This is a genomic window from Enterobacter cloacae complex sp. HYC033_NIDB, from assembly GCF_056673335.1.
Genome location: NZ_CP115123.1, coordinates 2,285,400 through 2,300,926, shown reverse-complemented (window position 1 = coordinate 2,300,926; position 15,527 = coordinate 2,285,400). Strand labels below are relative to the sequence as shown.

Sequence of the window (15,527 nt, the reverse complement as noted above, 5' to 3'; positions counted from 1 at the left end):
CCGATAGTGTTTTGTGATCATTATCAACCTGCTGTTTTCAGGTAAAAAAATAAACTCAAGCACTATTTGCATTATTTGTGATTGGAACTAAAGATTCGTACCTGCCCTTTTTTTGATTAAATAAACATCGGAAAGTTATTAAGGGTCAACGGTAAAAACGTCCAGGCAACGTTTTTGCCAGAAACACATTGGGATTTACTATGAACAAGGTTGCATTAGGGTTGTTTATCGCCACAACGGTGGGGTGTTCTGCATCCGCATTTGCGGAAACCAACGGTGAAGGGCAGATTAATTTCACCGGAGAAATTATCGATTCTGCTTGCCAGGTCGTGAATGGATTAAGTAATCCATTAGATGTTCAGTTAGGAAAAGTATCTAAAACGGTATTTACCGGCGCAGGCTCTACCAGCACACTCACGAAGTTTGATATTAAGTTAACCAATTGTCCGGAAACCGTAACCTCGGCTGCGATTAACTTCGGTGGTACCCCGGATGCGGATAATAATGCCACGCTGGCATTAACGCCCGATACCGATGCGGCTACTGGTGTAGCTATTCAGCTAATGGACGCTTCCGGGCAGCCTGTCACTCTGTATACCCCTTCGAAGCAATATCCTTTAGCCTCCGGAACGGAGGTTAACGACCTGGAGTTCGGTGCGCGTTATATTCAAACTCAGGCGGCAGTTACTGCGGGCCCTGCTAACTCTGTATCGACCTTCACCGTTATTTATAACTGATCTTATCAATCCTGAGATATTAATGCTCTTGCGGGCATTAATATCTCATCTTTTTATTGAGAAATCTTTATGCGCCACGGTTATTTACTGAGCACTCTTTTACTGGTAGCAGCCTCGGCACAGGCGGGTGTCGTGATCAATGGCACCCGTCTGGTCTATCAGGGAGATAAAAAGGAATCATCTCTTGGTCTTTCAAACCCAGATACCACGGATTATCTGGTGCAGTCCTGGGTCGATTCCGGTGGTAAAAACCTGGCCAAAGCCCCGTTCCTGATCACCCCGCCGCTTTTCCGACTGGATGCGAAAGAAGATAACGTACTACGCGTGGTGCGTACGGGAGGAAATTTACCGGAAGACAGGGAATCTCTGTACTGGCTGAATATTAAAGCGATCCCGTCCTCAAAGCATGTTGAAGGCGTAAATACGCTGCAAATTGCCATTAACACCCGAATTAAATTGCTCTATCGCCCGTCAGCGGTAAAAGGCAAACCAGAAGATATGGCCGATAAACTTGAATGGCATCGCGAAGGGAATGATTTAGTGGTGAATAATCCCACGCCTTTCTATATGAATTTTCAGGCCGTCACCCTGAATGGTCAGAAAATCACGAAAGCCACTTGGGCTGTGCCGAAAACTGAAACGCATTTTGCTTTACCTGGCAATGTCGGAGGCTCGACCGTCGTGTATTCCATTATTACGGATTACGGCAGCATCAGCCAGACATGGTCTAAACCCGTTCATTAGTAATATTGCCCGGTAATAAAATCATCATGTACAGCCATAAAAAGCCGTTCACCTGCCGATTTTCGTCATTGCTGATGACTTTTTGTTGCCTGGCAATGGCGATCTTTGCGCAGCAGGTTTTGGCTGATGATTATTTTAACCCTGCCCTGCTGGACATTGATAACCCGCAGCAGGAAAAGACCGATCTGTCTGTCTATGAAAAAGGTCCCGGTCAGGCGCCAGGTAAATATCAGGTCGCGGTATTTATCAATAACAATAAAATTGATACCCGTGACGTGACCTTTAACGTAGTTAAAGATCCGCAGGGCACCAGCACGCTTCAGCCTTGTTTTACACTGGACGAATTAAAGAGCCTCGGGATCAAAACGCAAAAATATCCGCAGCTGAGGGCAGAAGGTCAATGCGCCGATCTACACGCCATCCCTTCGGCATCCGCGACCTTTCGCGTGCGCAATCAGCAGCTGCTGCTGAGCATTCCGCAAAAGGCGCTCGGACAGGTGCCACGCGGTTACATCGACCCGAAAGAGTTTGACGAAGGGATCAACGCGGGCCTGCTTAATTACAGCGTCAACGCCAGCCAGAGCCATGCGCGCCAGCAGGGTGAAGAGGATAGCAGCAGCCAGTACGTTAACCTGCGTCCCGGCTTCAACCTCGGGGCATGGCGCGTTCGTAACTACTCCACCTGGAATCGCAGCACCACGGGCCACGAGGAGGAACAGAAATTCACCTCCGTTTATACCTATGCGCAACGCGATATGGTGGCGATGAAAAGTGACGTGACGGTGGGTCAAAGCACCTCACCTTCCGACGTTTTTGACAGCGTCCCCTACACCGGCGTGGAGCTGAAATCCGACAACGACATGCTGCCGGACAGCGAAAAAGGCTATGCCCCTATTATTCGCGGCACCGCCCACAGTAACGCGCTGGTGATGGTCCGCCAGAACGGGTACGTGATTTATCAAAACACGGTCGCGCCGGGCGCATTCGAAATTAACGACCTCTACCCCACCGGCAGCAGCGGCGACCTCCAGGTCACGGTGAAAGAAACTGACGGCAGCGAAAGTCATTTCGTGGTGCCGTTTGCCTCCGTGCCGGTATTGCAGCGTGAAAAAAACCTGCGCTACAGCGTAACCGCCGGGCGTTATCGCTCTTATGACAAAGACGTTGAAAAGACCCCGTTTGCCCAGGGAAGCGCCATCTACGGTTTACCTCACGGCTTCACGGCCTACGGCGGCGTGCAGCAGAGCAGCCATTATCAGTCCCAGGCGCTCGGCGCCGGGAAAAACATGGGCGATTTGGGGGCGTTCTCCATTGACGTGACGCGCGCCAGAGCCCTGCTGAAAAAACAGCAGTCCAGCAAGGGCCAGTCGTGGCGCGTACGCTACAGCAAAGATTTCGCCGGTTCAGGCACCAACTTTTCGCTTGCGGGCTATCGCTATAACAGCAAGGGGTTTTACACCCTGGACGACACCATGGAGTCGTATACCCGCTCCGACGACTGGTCTGCTCCCCAGCAGCGCCGCGCCCGTACCGAAGCCACCGTTGACCAGACGCTGCCAGAAGGCTGGGGGTCGGTCACGCTGAGCATGGTGAAGGAAACCTACTGGAGCCAGAGTCAGGACATGACTTCCCTGAGCGTCAGCTACAACAACAGCTGGCACGGCGTGAGCTACAGCCTCAGCTACAGCATGAACAAAAACACCCACGACAGCGATGAAGACGGTAATGAGGTAACAAACGACAACCAGTTCTCGCTGAGCGTTTCGGTTCCGCTGGATCGCTGGATGCATAACACCTGGGCCACCTACAACCTGAACAATACCAAAGACGGCACCACGCAGAACATTGGCCTGAACGGTACGGCGCTGAAAGAAGACAACCTGAACTGGAATATCCAGGAAGGGCTGAGCAGCACCGGCAGCGGTAACTCCACCAGCATCAACACCGATTACAAAGCGACCTACGGCGAAGTGAGCGCAGGCGTCAGTCAGGATAAGTATCAGCAGACCCTGAACGTCGGTTTGCAGGGCGGCGTGGTGGCCCACGCTAACGGGATAACCCTGAGCCAGCCGCTCGGTGAAACCATCGCGCTGGTGAAAGCGCCAGGTACGCACGGCACCCATATCACCAACCAGACAGGCGTGGAGACTGACTTCCGCGGCTATACCGTCGTGCCGTTCGTGACCGCGTATCGCCATAACACCATCGCACTGGATACCGAAACGCTGCCGGAGGATGCCGACGTCACCCACGCGGCGCAGATCGTGACGCCGACCCGAGGGGCCGTGGTGCGCGCCAGCTTTACTACCCGCGTGGGTAATCGCGTCCTGATGACGCTTACACAAAATGGTAAACCGCTGCCCTTCGGCGCAACGGTCACCACCGGGGATAAGGACAGCGAATTTATTGTCGGAAATGACGGCCAGACTTACCTCTCGGGTCTGCCACAGCAAGGGCATCTCAACGTTTCCTGGGGACAGGAGGCGAGCGAGCACTGCGTCGCTGACTATGCGCTAACGGATGAGAAAGAGAAAACCAGCATCATTAACGCTGCCGCGCAGTGTCATTGATTACCGTTCAGGCTAACGATTATGCAAATGATTAAACAGTGCTTTTTCTTACTGGTTCTGGGAACCGCCGCGTTATTTATGCCGCATGCGAAGGCGACCTGCACCACGCCGGATCTGCCCAAAATGATTAACGTGGCCTCCATCTCTGTCCCGACGACGCTGGCCGTTGGCGCAACTATCCCGGGTACAGAGCAAAGCGTTCATGTTGCCGGGCACTGCGATCAGAGTATCGACAGCGGTCTGGAAATTGTTTCCTGCTACTACGGCACCGGCGCGGAAATTCCTGGGCTCAGGGGCGTTTATGATTCCGGCGTACCGGGGATTGGGGTCGCACTAATGAACGATCAGGGTCAGCGAATCAGCGGAGCCGGCGGAGTACAGTGCGATTCACGCGGAACGCCTGTTGCCTATGTTTCTACCGATGGCACACAGTCGTTTAACTTTGACGTCACGCTTGAACTGGTGAAAACAAGCGACGCCGTGACATCCGGCACGCTGGTGCAGTCTCAGACCGAATTCGGCATTGGCGTTTTTGGCCATGAAGGGATCGGCAGCCCTAACCATATTGCGTATTCAGGTAACGTCATTTTGCATCAGGTCACCTGCTCTGTTTCGCCAAAAAATCTCACCGTTAATTTGGGCGATTTTCCCGTCAGTGATTTTATGAGCGTGGGGTTTTTATCCAGCCCCGCTCAGACGTTTAATATCACCGTTAACTGTGACACAACCGTTCAGCCTGAGCTAAAAATCACCAGTGCTAACGGGTACGAAACGGCATTTGAGGGAGTGGTCAAACTGACGAAGCAGACGGGCATGGCAAGGGGCGTCGGGGTAAGAATGCTGTTTGATGACCATATCGCGACCTTTGACTCCTACGTCAACACCCAAAGCCAGGCCGTTGCCAATGAAACGCTGGATATCCCCTTTCAGGTTCGCTACGAGCAGACCAGCGATGTGGTGACGCCCGGCCCCGCCAACACCGTAGCAACCATCACTCTCGCCTATAAGTGACAAACATGAAAAAGACAATCGCGTTTCTGGCGGTGGGCTTACTGGCCCGGGCTCACGCAGACGACATTCAGATCCAGATGACGGGAAATATTTACGCCAATACCTGCGTTATTGACAGCGCCAGCCGCAACCTGACGGTGGACTTAGGCCAGGCGGTGTCGGGCAGTTTTAGAGACGTGGGGGATACCGGCGAGTGGAAAGACTTTTCCCTGTCAGTATCGCACTGCCCAGCCACGCTGGCGCTTGCCACGGCCTTTTTCTATGGCCAGGCAGACAGCGTGCATCCGACCAAATTTGCCAATATCGGTAGCGCAAAGGGACTGGCGCTGGAGCTGGCAGACCGACAGGACAAAATACTGATTGCCCCGCAGGCCGCCTTTAACGCCGCCATCAATCCGAGCGACCACACGGCAACCTTTCCTCTGTCCGCACGCTACTACGCCACCTCAATGCCCGTCACTGCCGGGACGTTCAGCAGCGTGATTCAGGTGACATTCACTTACCAGTAGGACCGCGCCTCTTTGCACGGATGCTTTTTGTACGCCCGGCAGAGGGTTTTGCCGGGCGTTTTTTTACCTCCGGCACGTCCGGCTGCTCAATCGGGAAGATCGGCAGCGCATTCAGCAGCCGCTGGCCATAGTTTTTGGTAAGCAGGCGTTTGTCATAAATCACCACCTCGCCCCAGCAGCCGTGGCTACGGATCAAGCGCCCGACCTGCTGGATCAGGTTAAACGACGCCGCAGGCAGGCTTTGCACTTCAAACGGATAACGGTTAAGGCTTTTCAGCCATTCGCCTTCGGTGATCACCACCGGGCTGTCGATGGGCGGAAAAGCGATTTTATGGATATGCACCTGCGTCAGGTAGTCGCCTTTTAAATCCAGCCCTTCCGCAAAGGACTGTAGCCCCACCAGCACGCTACGCTCGCCGTTATCAATGCGTTTACGGTGGGTTTCCACCAGCCGATAGCGCGGCTGATCGCCCTGCACCAGCAGGAGTAAGCGCAGATCGGTGACGTGCTCCAGAAAGCGTTGCATCGCGCGGCCGCTGGCAAACAGCACCAGCATACCGGGGTATTTTTTACTCTCAACCTGCTCGCGGAAGTAGGCCGCCATTTCCGCAATATGCTGCTCTTCGTTATCGATAAGCGGCTCATAGTTCATGCGCGGGATCACCAGCTTGCCCTGCTCACAGTGGTTGAACGGCGAGTCCAGGGCCACAAAACGGTCCCCCGCTTTCTCTTTCAGGCCGCTCATTTCCTGCAACCTTGAGAAGCTGTTCAGTGAACGCAGGGTCGCCGACGTCACTACCACGTGCGGCACGCTGCGCCAGATCAGCTTTTCCAGCTGATCGGCCACGCGGATGCCCACGCAGTGGAAGAACAGATGTACCTGCCCGTCTCGCACTTCGCGGGTGGCCCACTTTGTCACTGGCGCCCCGGATGCCTGCGCCATCGAGGCCAGCCGCCAGAGTTTGCTCTGCGCCTCAAACATGCCCAGCGCGCGGTTCATTTGCAGCAGAATGCGGTGCAAGCGCACCACGTCATGGGTACCGGTTTTCTCGCTGAGATCGTTTAAGAACATCTCCGCCAGCCCGCGCAGCTTTTCAAGGTGCTTCGCCAGCTGCTGGCAAATCTCCATCACTTCCTGCGGCAACTCCCCCATCGCAAAGCGGTGTTCCGCTTCCTGGGTGGCGGGGAGATACAGGTTGAGAATGTTATTCAGCGAGGCGATGAGGCCGTACACCTCTTCACAGTGCTCGCTCAACCGCTCCGGGACCGCCAGCGGCGGCGTGGTTTTCGGGCGGAACTGCTCCATGCAGGTTGCCACCAGCTTGCAGAACAGATCGAGTTGCAGGCGAAACCACGGGGCGGTAATTTCCGCACTCATCTCCAGCGCATCCCTCGCCACGTCGGGCAGATGATGACCTTCATCCAGCACCAGCAGCAGGTTTTTGGGCTCCGGCAGGACCGCTTCACTCTCCAGGGCAGCCATCACCAGCGCATGGTTGGCGACAACCACCTCCGCTTCCTGAATCTCACGCCGGGCGACAAAGAACGGGCACTCGCGATAGTAGTGACAGTTGCGGTTCAGGCAGCTCGCTTTATCGGTGCTGAGCCTGCGCCACAGGTCGTCGCCGATCGCCTGGCTGGTGTGATCCCGCAGGCCGTCCCACCTGTAGCCGTCGAGATCGGCCTTTAGCTTTGCGCACTGCTCCTGCTCCGCCTTGTTGTTTGGCGTCAGCTCGTCATCAAGAAACGCGAGCAGATCCTGCTGGGAGGGTTCACTGCTGGCCAGCGCCGCCAGATTGCGCGGGCAGACGTAGCGCCCGCGACCAAAGGCGGCGGTGAACCGTAAATCGGGGATAATTTTGCGCAGCAGCGGCAAATCTTTGCTGAAGATCTGATCCTGCAAGGCCACGTTAGCGGTACTGACCACCAGCGTTTTGTCGTCTTCCCGCGCGATGGCAATGCCGGGAATGAGATACGACAGGGTTTTCCCGACGCCGGTCGGGGCTTCAATCGCCAGATGTCGCCCGTCGTCCCCGGCGAGCGTTTTCGCCACGTCGGCAATCATCTGCCGCTGCGGGGCTCGGGGGATAAAATCGGGGATCTGCTGTTGTAGCGCCTTATACCATGCGCCAATTTGCGCCTTGAGCGCAGCGGTTAAAGCCATTGGAAAACCTGAAACACTGTATAAACAGCCACTATTGTGGCACTTTCTCTTCGCTGCCGCAAAAAGAAAAGCCCGGCTTTACGACCGGGCTTCCAGATTACTGCGGGTTAGCAGGTTTACGCGGGCGGCGTCGGCGCTGCCCCTCGCCTGCCGGTTTCCCTTCGCCGCTACGCCACGGGTTTTCACCGGCTGGTTTGCTGTCGTTATTACGACGCGGCGGTTTGCCCGAAGATTTCGGCGCGCCACCTTCGGCACGACGCGGCTGCTGACCGCGACCGCCGCCGCCCTGACCGCGACCGCCGCCCTGACGACCGTTCTGAATTGGCTCAGCTTTGATCGACGGGTCCACTTCATAACCCGGGGTTTCAATGCGCGGGATCTCTTTCTTCAGCAGGCGTTCGATGTCGCGCAGCAGCTTGTGTTCATCCACGCAGACCAGAGAGAGCGCTTCCCCGGTTGCCGCCGCACGGCCGGTACGGCCGATACGGTGCACGTAGTCTTCCGGCACGTTTGGCAGCTCGTAGTTCACCACGTGCGGCAGCTCTTCAATGTCCAGGCCACGGGCGGCGATGTCGGTTGCCACCAGCACACGTATGTCGCCGGATTTAAAATCAGCCAGCGCGCGGGTACGCGCACCCTGACTCTTGTTGCCGTGGATCGCCGCGCTGCGAATACCGTCTTTATTGAGCTGTTCCGCCAGGTGGTTAGCGCCGTGCTTGGTGCGGGTAAAGACCAGTACCTGCTGCCAGTTGCCCTGGCCGATCATCTGGGAGAGCAGTTCCCGCTTGCGCTTCTTATCCACAAAGTGCACGTGCTGCGTCACCTGCTCGGAGGCGGTATTGCGGCGCGCGACTTCCACTTCCAGCGGGTTATGCAGCAGCTTTTCCGCCAGTGCCTTGATCTCGTCGGAGAAGGTTGCCGAGAAGAGCAGGTTCTGACGACGCGTCGGCAGCTTCGCCAGCACGCGGCGAATATCGTGGATGAAGCCCATATCCAGCATACGGTCGGCTTCGTCCAGCACCAGAATTTCGATGTTATCGAGCTTCACCGCGTTCTGGTGTTCCAGATCCAGCAGACGCCCCGGCGTTGCCACCAGCACGTCCACGCCGCCGCGCAGCTTCATCATCTGCGGGTTAATGCTTACCCCGCCGAAAACCACCAGCGAACGAATGTTGAGGTAGCGGCTGTATTCACGCACGTTCTCGCCAATCTGGGCCGCCAGTTCGCGGGTTGGGGTGAGGATCAGCGCACGCACCGGACGACGGCCTTTGGCGTGCGGCTGGTTTTTTACCAACAGCTCCAGCAGCGGCAGGGTAAAGCCTGCGGTCTTACCGGTACCGGTCTGCGCGCTTGCCATCAGGTCACGGCCCTGCAAAACGGCCGGAATGGCCTGCTGCTGGATAGGGGTTGGCTCAACGTAGCCCTGCTCTGCGATGGCGCGCAGAATTTCCGGGTTCAGACCAAGGGAATCAAAAGACATAAAAACTCCGAACCGCCCCGACCATCACAGGTGTAGTTTTCAGGGAGATATAACGAATAGAAGGACAAAAACCACAATGTCGCGAAGGAGCGGAGTGTAGCAGCTTTTGTGACGTGGCGCATAAAATATCCCCGGCCATGACTCGACGTTTGCGCAAATCAGGCATAATCTTAATCAATCGATTGATTAATTTTTAATGCAGCTATGAATACAACCCCAACGACAACCAAAGGCGAACAGGCGAAAAGTCAGCTTATCGCCGCCGCGCTGGCGCAGTTTGGCGAGTATGGTCTGCATGCCACCACGCGGGATATCGCCGCTCAGGCCGGGCAGAATATTGCGGCCATCACCTACTATTTTGGCTCAAAAGAGGATTTATACCTCGCCTGCGCCCAGTGGATCGCGGATTTTATCGGCACCAGCTTTCGCCCGCACGTGGAAGAAGCCACCGCGCTGTTCAGCCAGCCAGAGCCTGACCGGGCTGCCATCCGCCAGCTGATCCTTAACGCCTGTCACAACATGATCCGCCTGCTGACGCACGACGATACGCTGAACCTGAGCAAATTTATCTCCCGCGAGCAGCTCTCCCCCACTGCCGCGTACCAGCTGGTGCACGATCAGGTGATCGCCCCGATGCACAGCCATCTGACCCGGCTGATCGCCGCCTATACCGGACGGGACGCCAGCGATACCGACACCATTTTGCATACCCACGCCCTGCTGGGCGAAGTGCTCGCCTTCCGTCTGGGGCGTGAGACCATCCTGTTACGTACGGGCTGGACACAATTCGATGAGGATAAAGCCGCGCAAATTAGCCAGGTCATTACCTGTCACGTTGATCTGATCCTGCAAGGCTTAACGCAAAGGAGCCAGAAGTCATGAAAAAACCTGTCGCCATCATTCTGGTGGTTGTTGTGTTACTTGCTGCGGGAATCGGTGGCTGGCTGTGGTATCAGAGCCAGCAGGATCGTGGCCTGACGCTGTACGGCAACGTGGATATCCGCACCGTGAACATGAGCTTCCGCGTCGGCGGACGGCTGGCCTCGCTGAACGTTGACGAAGGCGATGCCATCAAATCCGGGCAGACGCTGGGAATGCTGGACAAAGCCCCGTTTGAGAACGCGCTGATGCAGGCAAAAGCAGGCGTCTCCGTCGCACAGGCGCAATACGACCTGATGCTGGCGGGCTACCGTGACGAAGAGATCTCCCAGGCGGCCGCTGCCGTTAAGCAGGCAAAAGCCGCCTATGACTATGCGCAGAATTTCTATAACCGTCAGCAAGGCTTATGGAAAAGCCGTACTATTTCCGCCAACGACCTGGAAAACGCGCGCTCATCCCGCGACCAGGCACAGGCGACGCTGAAATCTGCCCAGGATAAGCTAAGCCAGTACCGCACCGGTAACCGTGCGCAGGACATTGCCCAGGCGAAGGCCAGCCTTGAGCAGGCGCAGGCGCAGTTAGCCCAGGCGGAGCTGGATCTGCACGACACCACGTTAGTCGCCCCGTCTGACGGCACGCTGATGACCCGCGCCGTGGAGCCGGGCAGCATGCTCAGCGCGGGCAGCACCGTGTTAACGCTCTCATTAACCCGTCCGGTGTGGGTGCGCGCTTACATTGATGAGCCAAATCTTGGCCAGATGCAGCCGGGCCGCGAACTGCTGCTCTATACCGACGGTCGCCCGGACAAGCCGTATCACGGCAAAGTGGGCTTCGTCTCCCCTACCGCCGAGTTCACGCCAAAAACCGTTGAAACCCCGGACCTGCGTACCGACCTGGTGTACCGCCTGCGCATCATCGTCACCGATGCGGACGACGCGCTGCGTCAGGGCATGCCTGTTACCGTGACCTTAAACGACGGGGAACGACATGAATGATGCGGTTATCCAGCTCAACAATCTGGTCAAACGCTTCCCGGGAATGGCCAAACCGGCAGTCGCACCGCTGAATTGTACGATTCAGAAAGGCTATGTGACCGGGCTGGTGGGGCCGGACGGCGCGGGTAAAACCACGCTGATGCGGATGCTGGCGGGATTGCTGAAGCCGGATGAAGGCAGTGCCAGCGTGCTTGGCCTCGATCCGATCAAAGACGACGCGGCGCTCCACGGCATGCTCGGCTATATGCCGCAGAAGTTTGGTCTGTACGAAGATCTGACGGTAATGGAAAACCTCAACCTGTATGCCGATCTGCGCAGCGTTACCGGCGAAACCCGGCAGAAAACCTTCCAGCGTCTGCTGGCGTTTACCTCCCTCGGCCCGTTCACCGACCGGCTGGCGGGCAAACTTTCCGGCGGGATGAAGCAGAAGCTGGGGCTGGCCTGCACGCTGGTGGGCGAACCGAAGGTGCTATTGCTGGATGAACCCGGCGTGGGCGTGGACCCGATTTCCCGCCGCGAGCTGTGGCAGATGGTGCACGAGCTGGCGGGTGACGGCATGCTGATCCTCTGGAGTACCTCTTACCTTGATGAAGCAGAGCAGTGCCGCGACGTGCTGCTGATGAATGAAGGCGAACTGCTCTATCAGGGCGAACCCACCGAGCTGACGCAAACCATGGCCGGGCGCAGTTTTCTGCTGCACAGCGCGCAGGAGTCCAACCGCAAGCTGCTGCAACGGGTACTGAAGCTGCCGCAGGTGAGCGACGGGATGATTCAGGGCCGTTCGGTGCGCGTGATCCTCAAAAAAGAGACTACCGCCGACGATATCCGCCGTGCGCAGGGTATGCCAGAGATCGACATGACAGAGACCGCGCCGCGCTTTGAAGATGCGTTTATCGATCTGCTGGGCGGGGCGGGAACCTCAGAATCACCGCTTGGCGCCATCCTGCACACGGTGGAAGGCACGCCGGGCGAAACGGTCATTGAAGCGAAATCGCTCACCAAAAAATTCGGCGATTTCGCCGCCACCGATAACGTCAATTTTGCCGTGAAGCGCGGCGAGATATTTGGCCTGCTCGGGCCGAACGGCGCGGGGAAATCCACCACCTTTAAAATGATGTGCGGCCTGCTGGTACCAACCTCCGGCAAAGCGCTGGTGCTGGATATGGATCTGAAAGTCAGCTCCGGCAAGGCGCGCCAGCATCTCGGGTATATGGCGCAGAAGTTTTCGCTGTATGGCAACCTGACGGTCGAGCAGAATCTGCGCTTTTTCTCCGGCGTGTACGGCCTGCGCGGGCGGGCGCAGAACGAAAAAATCCGCCGCATGAGCGACGCCTTCGCGTTAACCAACATTGCGTCCCACGCCACCGACGAGCTGCCGCTCGGCTTTAAGCAGCGGCTGGCGCTGGCCTGCTCACTGATGCACGAGCCGGATATCCTGTTTCTTGATGAACCGACTTCAGGCGTGGACCCCCTCACCCGCCGAGAATTCTGGTTGCATATCAATAGCATGGTGGAAAAAGGCGTGACCGTGATGGTCACCACCCACTTTATGGACGAGGCAGAGTATTGCGACCGCATCGGGCTGGTCTATCGCGGCAAGCTGATTGCCCACGGCACGCCGGATGACCTGAAAGCGCAGGCCGCCGACGACGCGCAGCCAGACCCGACCATGGAGCAGGCGTTTATCACCCTCATCCAAGACTGGGATAAGGAGAATACTCATGCGCAGTAACACCCTTTCCTGGCGCCGGGTGCGCGCCCTGTGCGTCAAAGAGACGCGGCAGATTGTGCGTGACCCCAGCAGCTGGCTGATTGCGGTGGTGATCCCCCTGCTGCTGCTGTTTATTTTCGGCTACGGGATTAACCTCGACTCCAGCAAGCTGCGGGTCGGGATTTTGCTGGAGCAGCAGAGCGAAGAGGCGCTGGACTTCACCCACGCCATGACCGGCTCGCCCTACATCGATGCCACCATCAGCGACAACCGGCAGGAACTGATCCAGAAAATGCAGGCCGGAAAAATTCGCGGTCTGATCGTCATTCCGGTCGATTTTGCCGCCAATATGGCACGCCCGGGCGCCGATGCGCCAATTCAGGTGATCACCGACGGCAGCGAGCCGAACACCGCCAACTTCGTGCAGGGCTACGCGGAGGGTATCTGGCAGCTCTGGCAGATGCAGCGCGCCGAAGACCGGGGGGAGGAGTTTGAACCGCTGATTGACGTGCAGACGCGCTACTGGTTTAACCCCGCCGCCATTAGCCAGCATTTTATTATTCCGGGGGCGGTCACCATCATCATGACGGTGATTGGCGCGATCCTCACCTCGCTGGTGATCGCCCGCGAATGGGAGCGCGGCACCATGGAGGCGCTGCTCTCGACCGAAGTGACGCGCGTCGAGCTGCTGCTCTGCAAGCTGATTCCCTACTACTTCCTCGGCATGCTGGCGATGCTGCTCTGTATGCTGGTCTCGGTATTTATTCTTGGCGTGCCGTACCGCGGCTCGCTGGTGCTGCTGTTCTTTATTACCAGCCTGTTTTTGCTCAGCACGCTGGGGATGGGGCTACTCATCTCCACCATCACCCGCAACCAGTTTAACGCCGCGCAGGTGGCGCTTAATGCCGCCTTCCTGCCGTCGATTATGCTCTCCGGCTTTATCTTCCAGATAGACAGTATGCCGGCGGTGATCCGCGCCGTGACGTACATCATTCCGGCGCGCTACTTTGTGAGCACCCTGCAAAGCCTGTTCCTGGCGGGAAATATTCCGGTGGTGCTGATTATCAACACCCTGTTTTTGCTGGCGTCGGCGGTGATGTTTATCGGGCTGACGTGGATGAAAACGAAAAGAAGATTAGATTAGCCATCGGATTTTGTAGGTCGGGTAAGCGCAAGCGCCACCCGACAGGAGGACGACGCGATGTTTCACCGTTTATGGACATTGATCCGCAAAGAGCTGCAATCCTTGCTGCGCGAGCCGCAGACCCGCGCCATTCTGGTGCTGCCGGTGCTGCTTCAGGTTGTACTGTTTCCGTTTGCCGCCACGCTGGAGGTCACCAACGCCACCATCGCCATTTACAACGAAGACAACGGCAAGCATTCCGTCGAGTTGACGCAGCGTTTCGCCCGCGCCAAAGCCTTTACCCATGTCCTGCTTCTGGAAAGCCCGCAGGCGATCCAGCCCACCATCGACACGCAGAAAGCATTATTGCTGGTGCGCTTCCCGGCGGACTTCTCCCGCAACCTGGACACATTCCAGACCGCGCCGATGCAGCTGATCCTCGACGGACGTAACTCCAACAGCGCCCAGATTGCGGCGAACTATTTGCAACAGGTGGTGAAGGATTACCAGCAGGAGCTGATGGCAGGCAAACCCAAACCCAACAACAGCGAGCTGGTGGTGCGCAACTGGTACAACCCGAACCTGGACTATAAATGGTTTGTGGTGCCGTCATTAATCGCCATGATCACCACCATTGGCGTGATGATTGTCACCTCGCTGTCCGTGGCGCGCGAACGTGAGCAAGGTACGCTGGATCAGCTGCTGGTCTCACCGCTCGCCACCTGGCAGATATTTGTCGGCAAGGCGGTGCCGGCACTGATTGTCGCGACGTTCCAGGCCACCATCGTGCTGGGAGTGGGAATATGGGCGTACCAGATCCCGTTTGCCGGATCGCTGGCGCTGTTTTACTTCACGATGGTAATTTACGGCCTGTCGCTGGTGGGGTTTGGGCTGCTGATTTCCGCGCTCTGCTCAACGCAGCAGCAGGCGTTTATCGGGGTGTTTGTCTTTATGATGCCGGCGATCTTGCTTTCAGGGTACGTTTCGCCAGTGGAGAACATGCCGGTGTGGTTACAGGATTTGACGTGGATAAACCCGATTCGTCACTTCACGGATATCACCAAGCAAATCTATCTGAAGGATGCGAGTCTGGATATTGTATGGGGAAGTTTGTGGCCGCTACTGGTCATCGCGGCCACAACGGGCTCAGTGGCCTATGCGATGTTTAGACGAAACATCGCGTAGTTTTTTCTCTTTGGTGAGCAATGACACCACCGCAGGCCCTGCGAGGATAGCCAGACCCGCCAGGGCCAGCAGCAGGTTGTTTTGCAGCACGCGTGACAACAGCCACAGGACGATCATTGCCGCACCAAAATACCAGGTGGTGGTGAGCTCTTCGAGCACATCACCCACTTCACGCCAGCGCGCGTCGTGGTGACGCTGTAAAAACAGCATCGACAGCACGGTCACGCCGTAAACCACGCATAACCCTAAGCCGACACGCACCAGCGTGCCGCTCATCCAGCCCATCACCAGTACGGCCACGACCAGTAAATGCAACATTATCTGCCAGCAACTCAAACCGGTTGCGACACGAACGCGTTGTTGCCACTTCATGGCTTCTCTCCTGAAGGATTTTTCTCTGCTAATTCAGACTACCGCAC

The 15,527-nt window shown here is 56.9% G+C and carries 13 protein-coding genes; 10 read left to right on the top strand and 3 right to left on the bottom strand.

Annotated elements, in window-relative coordinates:
- The first annotated feature begins 200 nt into the window (after positions 1-200).
- The 5 genes from O1721_RS11015 to O1721_RS10995 all read left to right on the top strand — a co-directional run bounded on the left by O1721_RS11015 (position 201) and on the right by O1721_RS10995 (position 5,571).
- Positions 201-737: a fimbrial protein gene (locus O1721_RS11015; RefSeq protein WP_015571068.1), complete on the top strand. Its 537-nt coding sequence runs from the start codon at positions 201-203 to the stop codon at positions 735-737.
- Positions 738-806: 69 nt separating this feature from the next.
- Positions 807-1,481 carry a fimbrial biogenesis chaperone gene (locus tag O1721_RS11010; protein ID WP_032647779.1) on the top strand — a complete coding sequence of 225 codons (675 nt, stop codon included), beginning with the start codon at positions 807-809 and terminating at the stop codon, positions 1,479-1,481.
- 26 nt (positions 1,482-1,507) lie between these two features.
- Entirely contained in the window at positions 1,508-4,051 is a 2,544-nt protein-coding gene (locus O1721_RS11005) for a fimbria/pilus outer membrane usher protein (RefSeq protein ID WP_139152758.1), read from the top strand.
- 21 nt (positions 4,052-4,072) lie between these two features.
- Positions 4,073-5,062 carry a fimbrial protein gene (locus O1721_RS11000; RefSeq protein ID WP_032647776.1) on the top strand — a complete coding sequence of 330 codons (990 nt, stop codon included), beginning with the start codon at positions 4,073-4,075 and terminating at the stop codon, positions 5,060-5,062.
- A gap of 5 nt (positions 5,063-5,067) precedes the next feature.
- Entirely contained in the window at positions 5,068-5,571 is a 504-nt protein-coding gene (locus O1721_RS10995) for a fimbrial protein (RefSeq protein WP_017693769.1), read from the top strand.
- Here the strand turns inward: O1721_RS10995 and dinG are convergent.
- Together dinG and rhlE are read right to left on the bottom strand one after the other, a co-directional pair.
- Entirely contained in the window at positions 5,558-7,735 is a 2,178-nt protein-coding gene (gene dinG, locus O1721_RS10990) for an ATP-dependent DNA helicase DinG (RefSeq protein ID WP_032647773.1), read from the bottom strand. The two genes, O1721_RS10995 and dinG, sit on opposite strands and share 14 nt — an antisense overlap.
- A gap of 97 nt (positions 7,736-7,832) precedes the next feature.
- The gene (gene rhlE / locus O1721_RS10985) at positions 7,833-9,215 is read right to left on the bottom strand and encodes an ATP-dependent RNA helicase RhlE (protein ID WP_017693771.1); all 1,383 of its coding nucleotides are present in this window, start codon (positions 9,213-9,215) and stop codon (positions 7,833-7,835) included.
- Positions 9,216-9,419: 204 nt separating this feature from the next.
- Between rhlE and cecR the strand changes: the two genes are divergently transcribed.
- From cecR to O1721_RS10960, 5 genes are read left to right on the top strand one after another with little or no spacing between them, the layout of a single operon-like run.
- Entirely contained in the window at positions 9,420-10,097 is a 678-nt protein-coding gene (gene cecR, locus O1721_RS10980) for a transcriptional regulator CecR (protein ID WP_003858489.1), read from the top strand.
- Entirely contained in the window at positions 10,094-11,089 is a 996-nt protein-coding gene (gene hlyD, locus O1721_RS10975; RefSeq protein WP_032647772.1) for a secretion protein HlyD, read from the top strand. Before cecR ends, hlyD begins: the two co-directional genes overlap by 4 nt.
- Positions 11,082-12,821, top strand: coding sequence for an ATP-binding cassette domain-containing protein (locus O1721_RS10970; RefSeq protein ID WP_032668742.1), 1,740 nt, complete (start codon positions 11,082-11,084; stop codon positions 12,819-12,821). Before hlyD ends, O1721_RS10970 begins: the two co-directional genes overlap by 8 nt.
- Positions 12,811-13,944: an ABC transporter permease gene (locus O1721_RS10965; RefSeq protein ID WP_023296150.1), complete on the top strand. Its 1,134-nt coding sequence runs from the start codon at positions 12,811-12,813 to the stop codon at positions 13,942-13,944. Before O1721_RS10970 ends, O1721_RS10965 begins: the two co-directional genes overlap by 11 nt.
- A gap of 57 nt (positions 13,945-14,001) precedes the next feature.
- A complete protein-coding gene (locus O1721_RS10960) occupies positions 14,002-15,108 on the top strand; it encodes an ABC transporter permease (RefSeq protein WP_017384932.1) in 1,107 nt (368 codons plus the stop codon).
- Here the strand turns inward: O1721_RS10960 and O1721_RS10955 are convergent.
- Positions 15,070-15,480 carry a YbhQ family protein gene (locus tag O1721_RS10955; protein ID WP_003858499.1) on the bottom strand — a complete coding sequence of 137 codons (411 nt, stop codon included), beginning with the start codon at positions 15,478-15,480 and terminating at the stop codon, positions 15,070-15,072. The two genes, O1721_RS10960 and O1721_RS10955, sit on opposite strands and share 39 nt — an antisense overlap.
- Positions 15,481-15,527 lie beyond the last annotated feature (47 nt).

What these genes read in the sequence shown, in the direction of transcription:
- hlyD (WP_032647772.1), top strand. Translation starts at nt 10,094, where the DNA reads ATGAAAAAACCTGTCGCCATCATTCTGGTGGTTGTTGTGTTACTTGCT.
- O1721_RS11010 (WP_032647779.1), top strand. Translation starts at nt 807, where the DNA reads ATGCGCCACGGTTATTTACTGAGCACTCTTTTACTGGTAGCAGCCTCG.
- cecR (WP_003858489.1), top strand. Translation starts at nt 9,420, where the DNA reads ATGAATACAACCCCAACGACAACCAAAGGCGAACAGGCGAAAAGTCAG.
- O1721_RS11000 (WP_032647776.1), top strand. Translation starts at nt 4,073, where the DNA reads ATGCAAATGATTAAACAGTGCTTTTTCTTACTGGTTCTGGGAACCGCC.
- O1721_RS10955 (WP_003858499.1), bottom strand. Translation starts at nt 15,480, where the DNA reads ATGAAGTGGCAACAACGCGTTCGTGTCGCAACCGGTTTGAGTTGCTGG.
- O1721_RS10965 (WP_023296150.1), top strand. Translation starts at nt 12,811, where the DNA reads ATGCGCAGTAACACCCTTTCCTGGCGCCGGGTGCGCGCCCTGTGCGTC.
- O1721_RS10970 (WP_032668742.1), top strand. Translation starts at nt 11,082, where the DNA reads ATGAATGATGCGGTTATCCAGCTCAACAATCTGGTCAAACGCTTCCCG.
- O1721_RS10960 (WP_017384932.1), top strand. Translation starts at nt 14,002, where the DNA reads ATGTTTCACCGTTTATGGACATTGATCCGCAAAGAGCTGCAATCCTTG.
- rhlE (WP_017693771.1), bottom strand. Translation starts at nt 9,215, where the DNA reads ATGTCTTTTGATTCCCTTGGTCTGAACCCGGAAATTCTGCGCGCCATC.
- O1721_RS10995 (WP_017693769.1), top strand. Translation starts at nt 5,068, where the DNA reads ATGAAAAAGACAATCGCGTTTCTGGCGGTGGGCTTACTGGCCCGGGCT.
- O1721_RS11015 (WP_015571068.1), top strand. Translation starts at nt 201, where the DNA reads ATGAACAAGGTTGCATTAGGGTTGTTTATCGCCACAACGGTGGGGTGT.
- dinG (WP_032647773.1), bottom strand. Translation starts at nt 7,735, where the DNA reads ATGGCTTTAACCGCTGCGCTCAAGGCGCAAATTGGCGCATGGTATAAG.
- O1721_RS11005 (WP_139152758.1), top strand. Translation starts at nt 1,508, where the DNA reads ATGTACAGCCATAAAAAGCCGTTCACCTGCCGATTTTCGTCATTGCTG.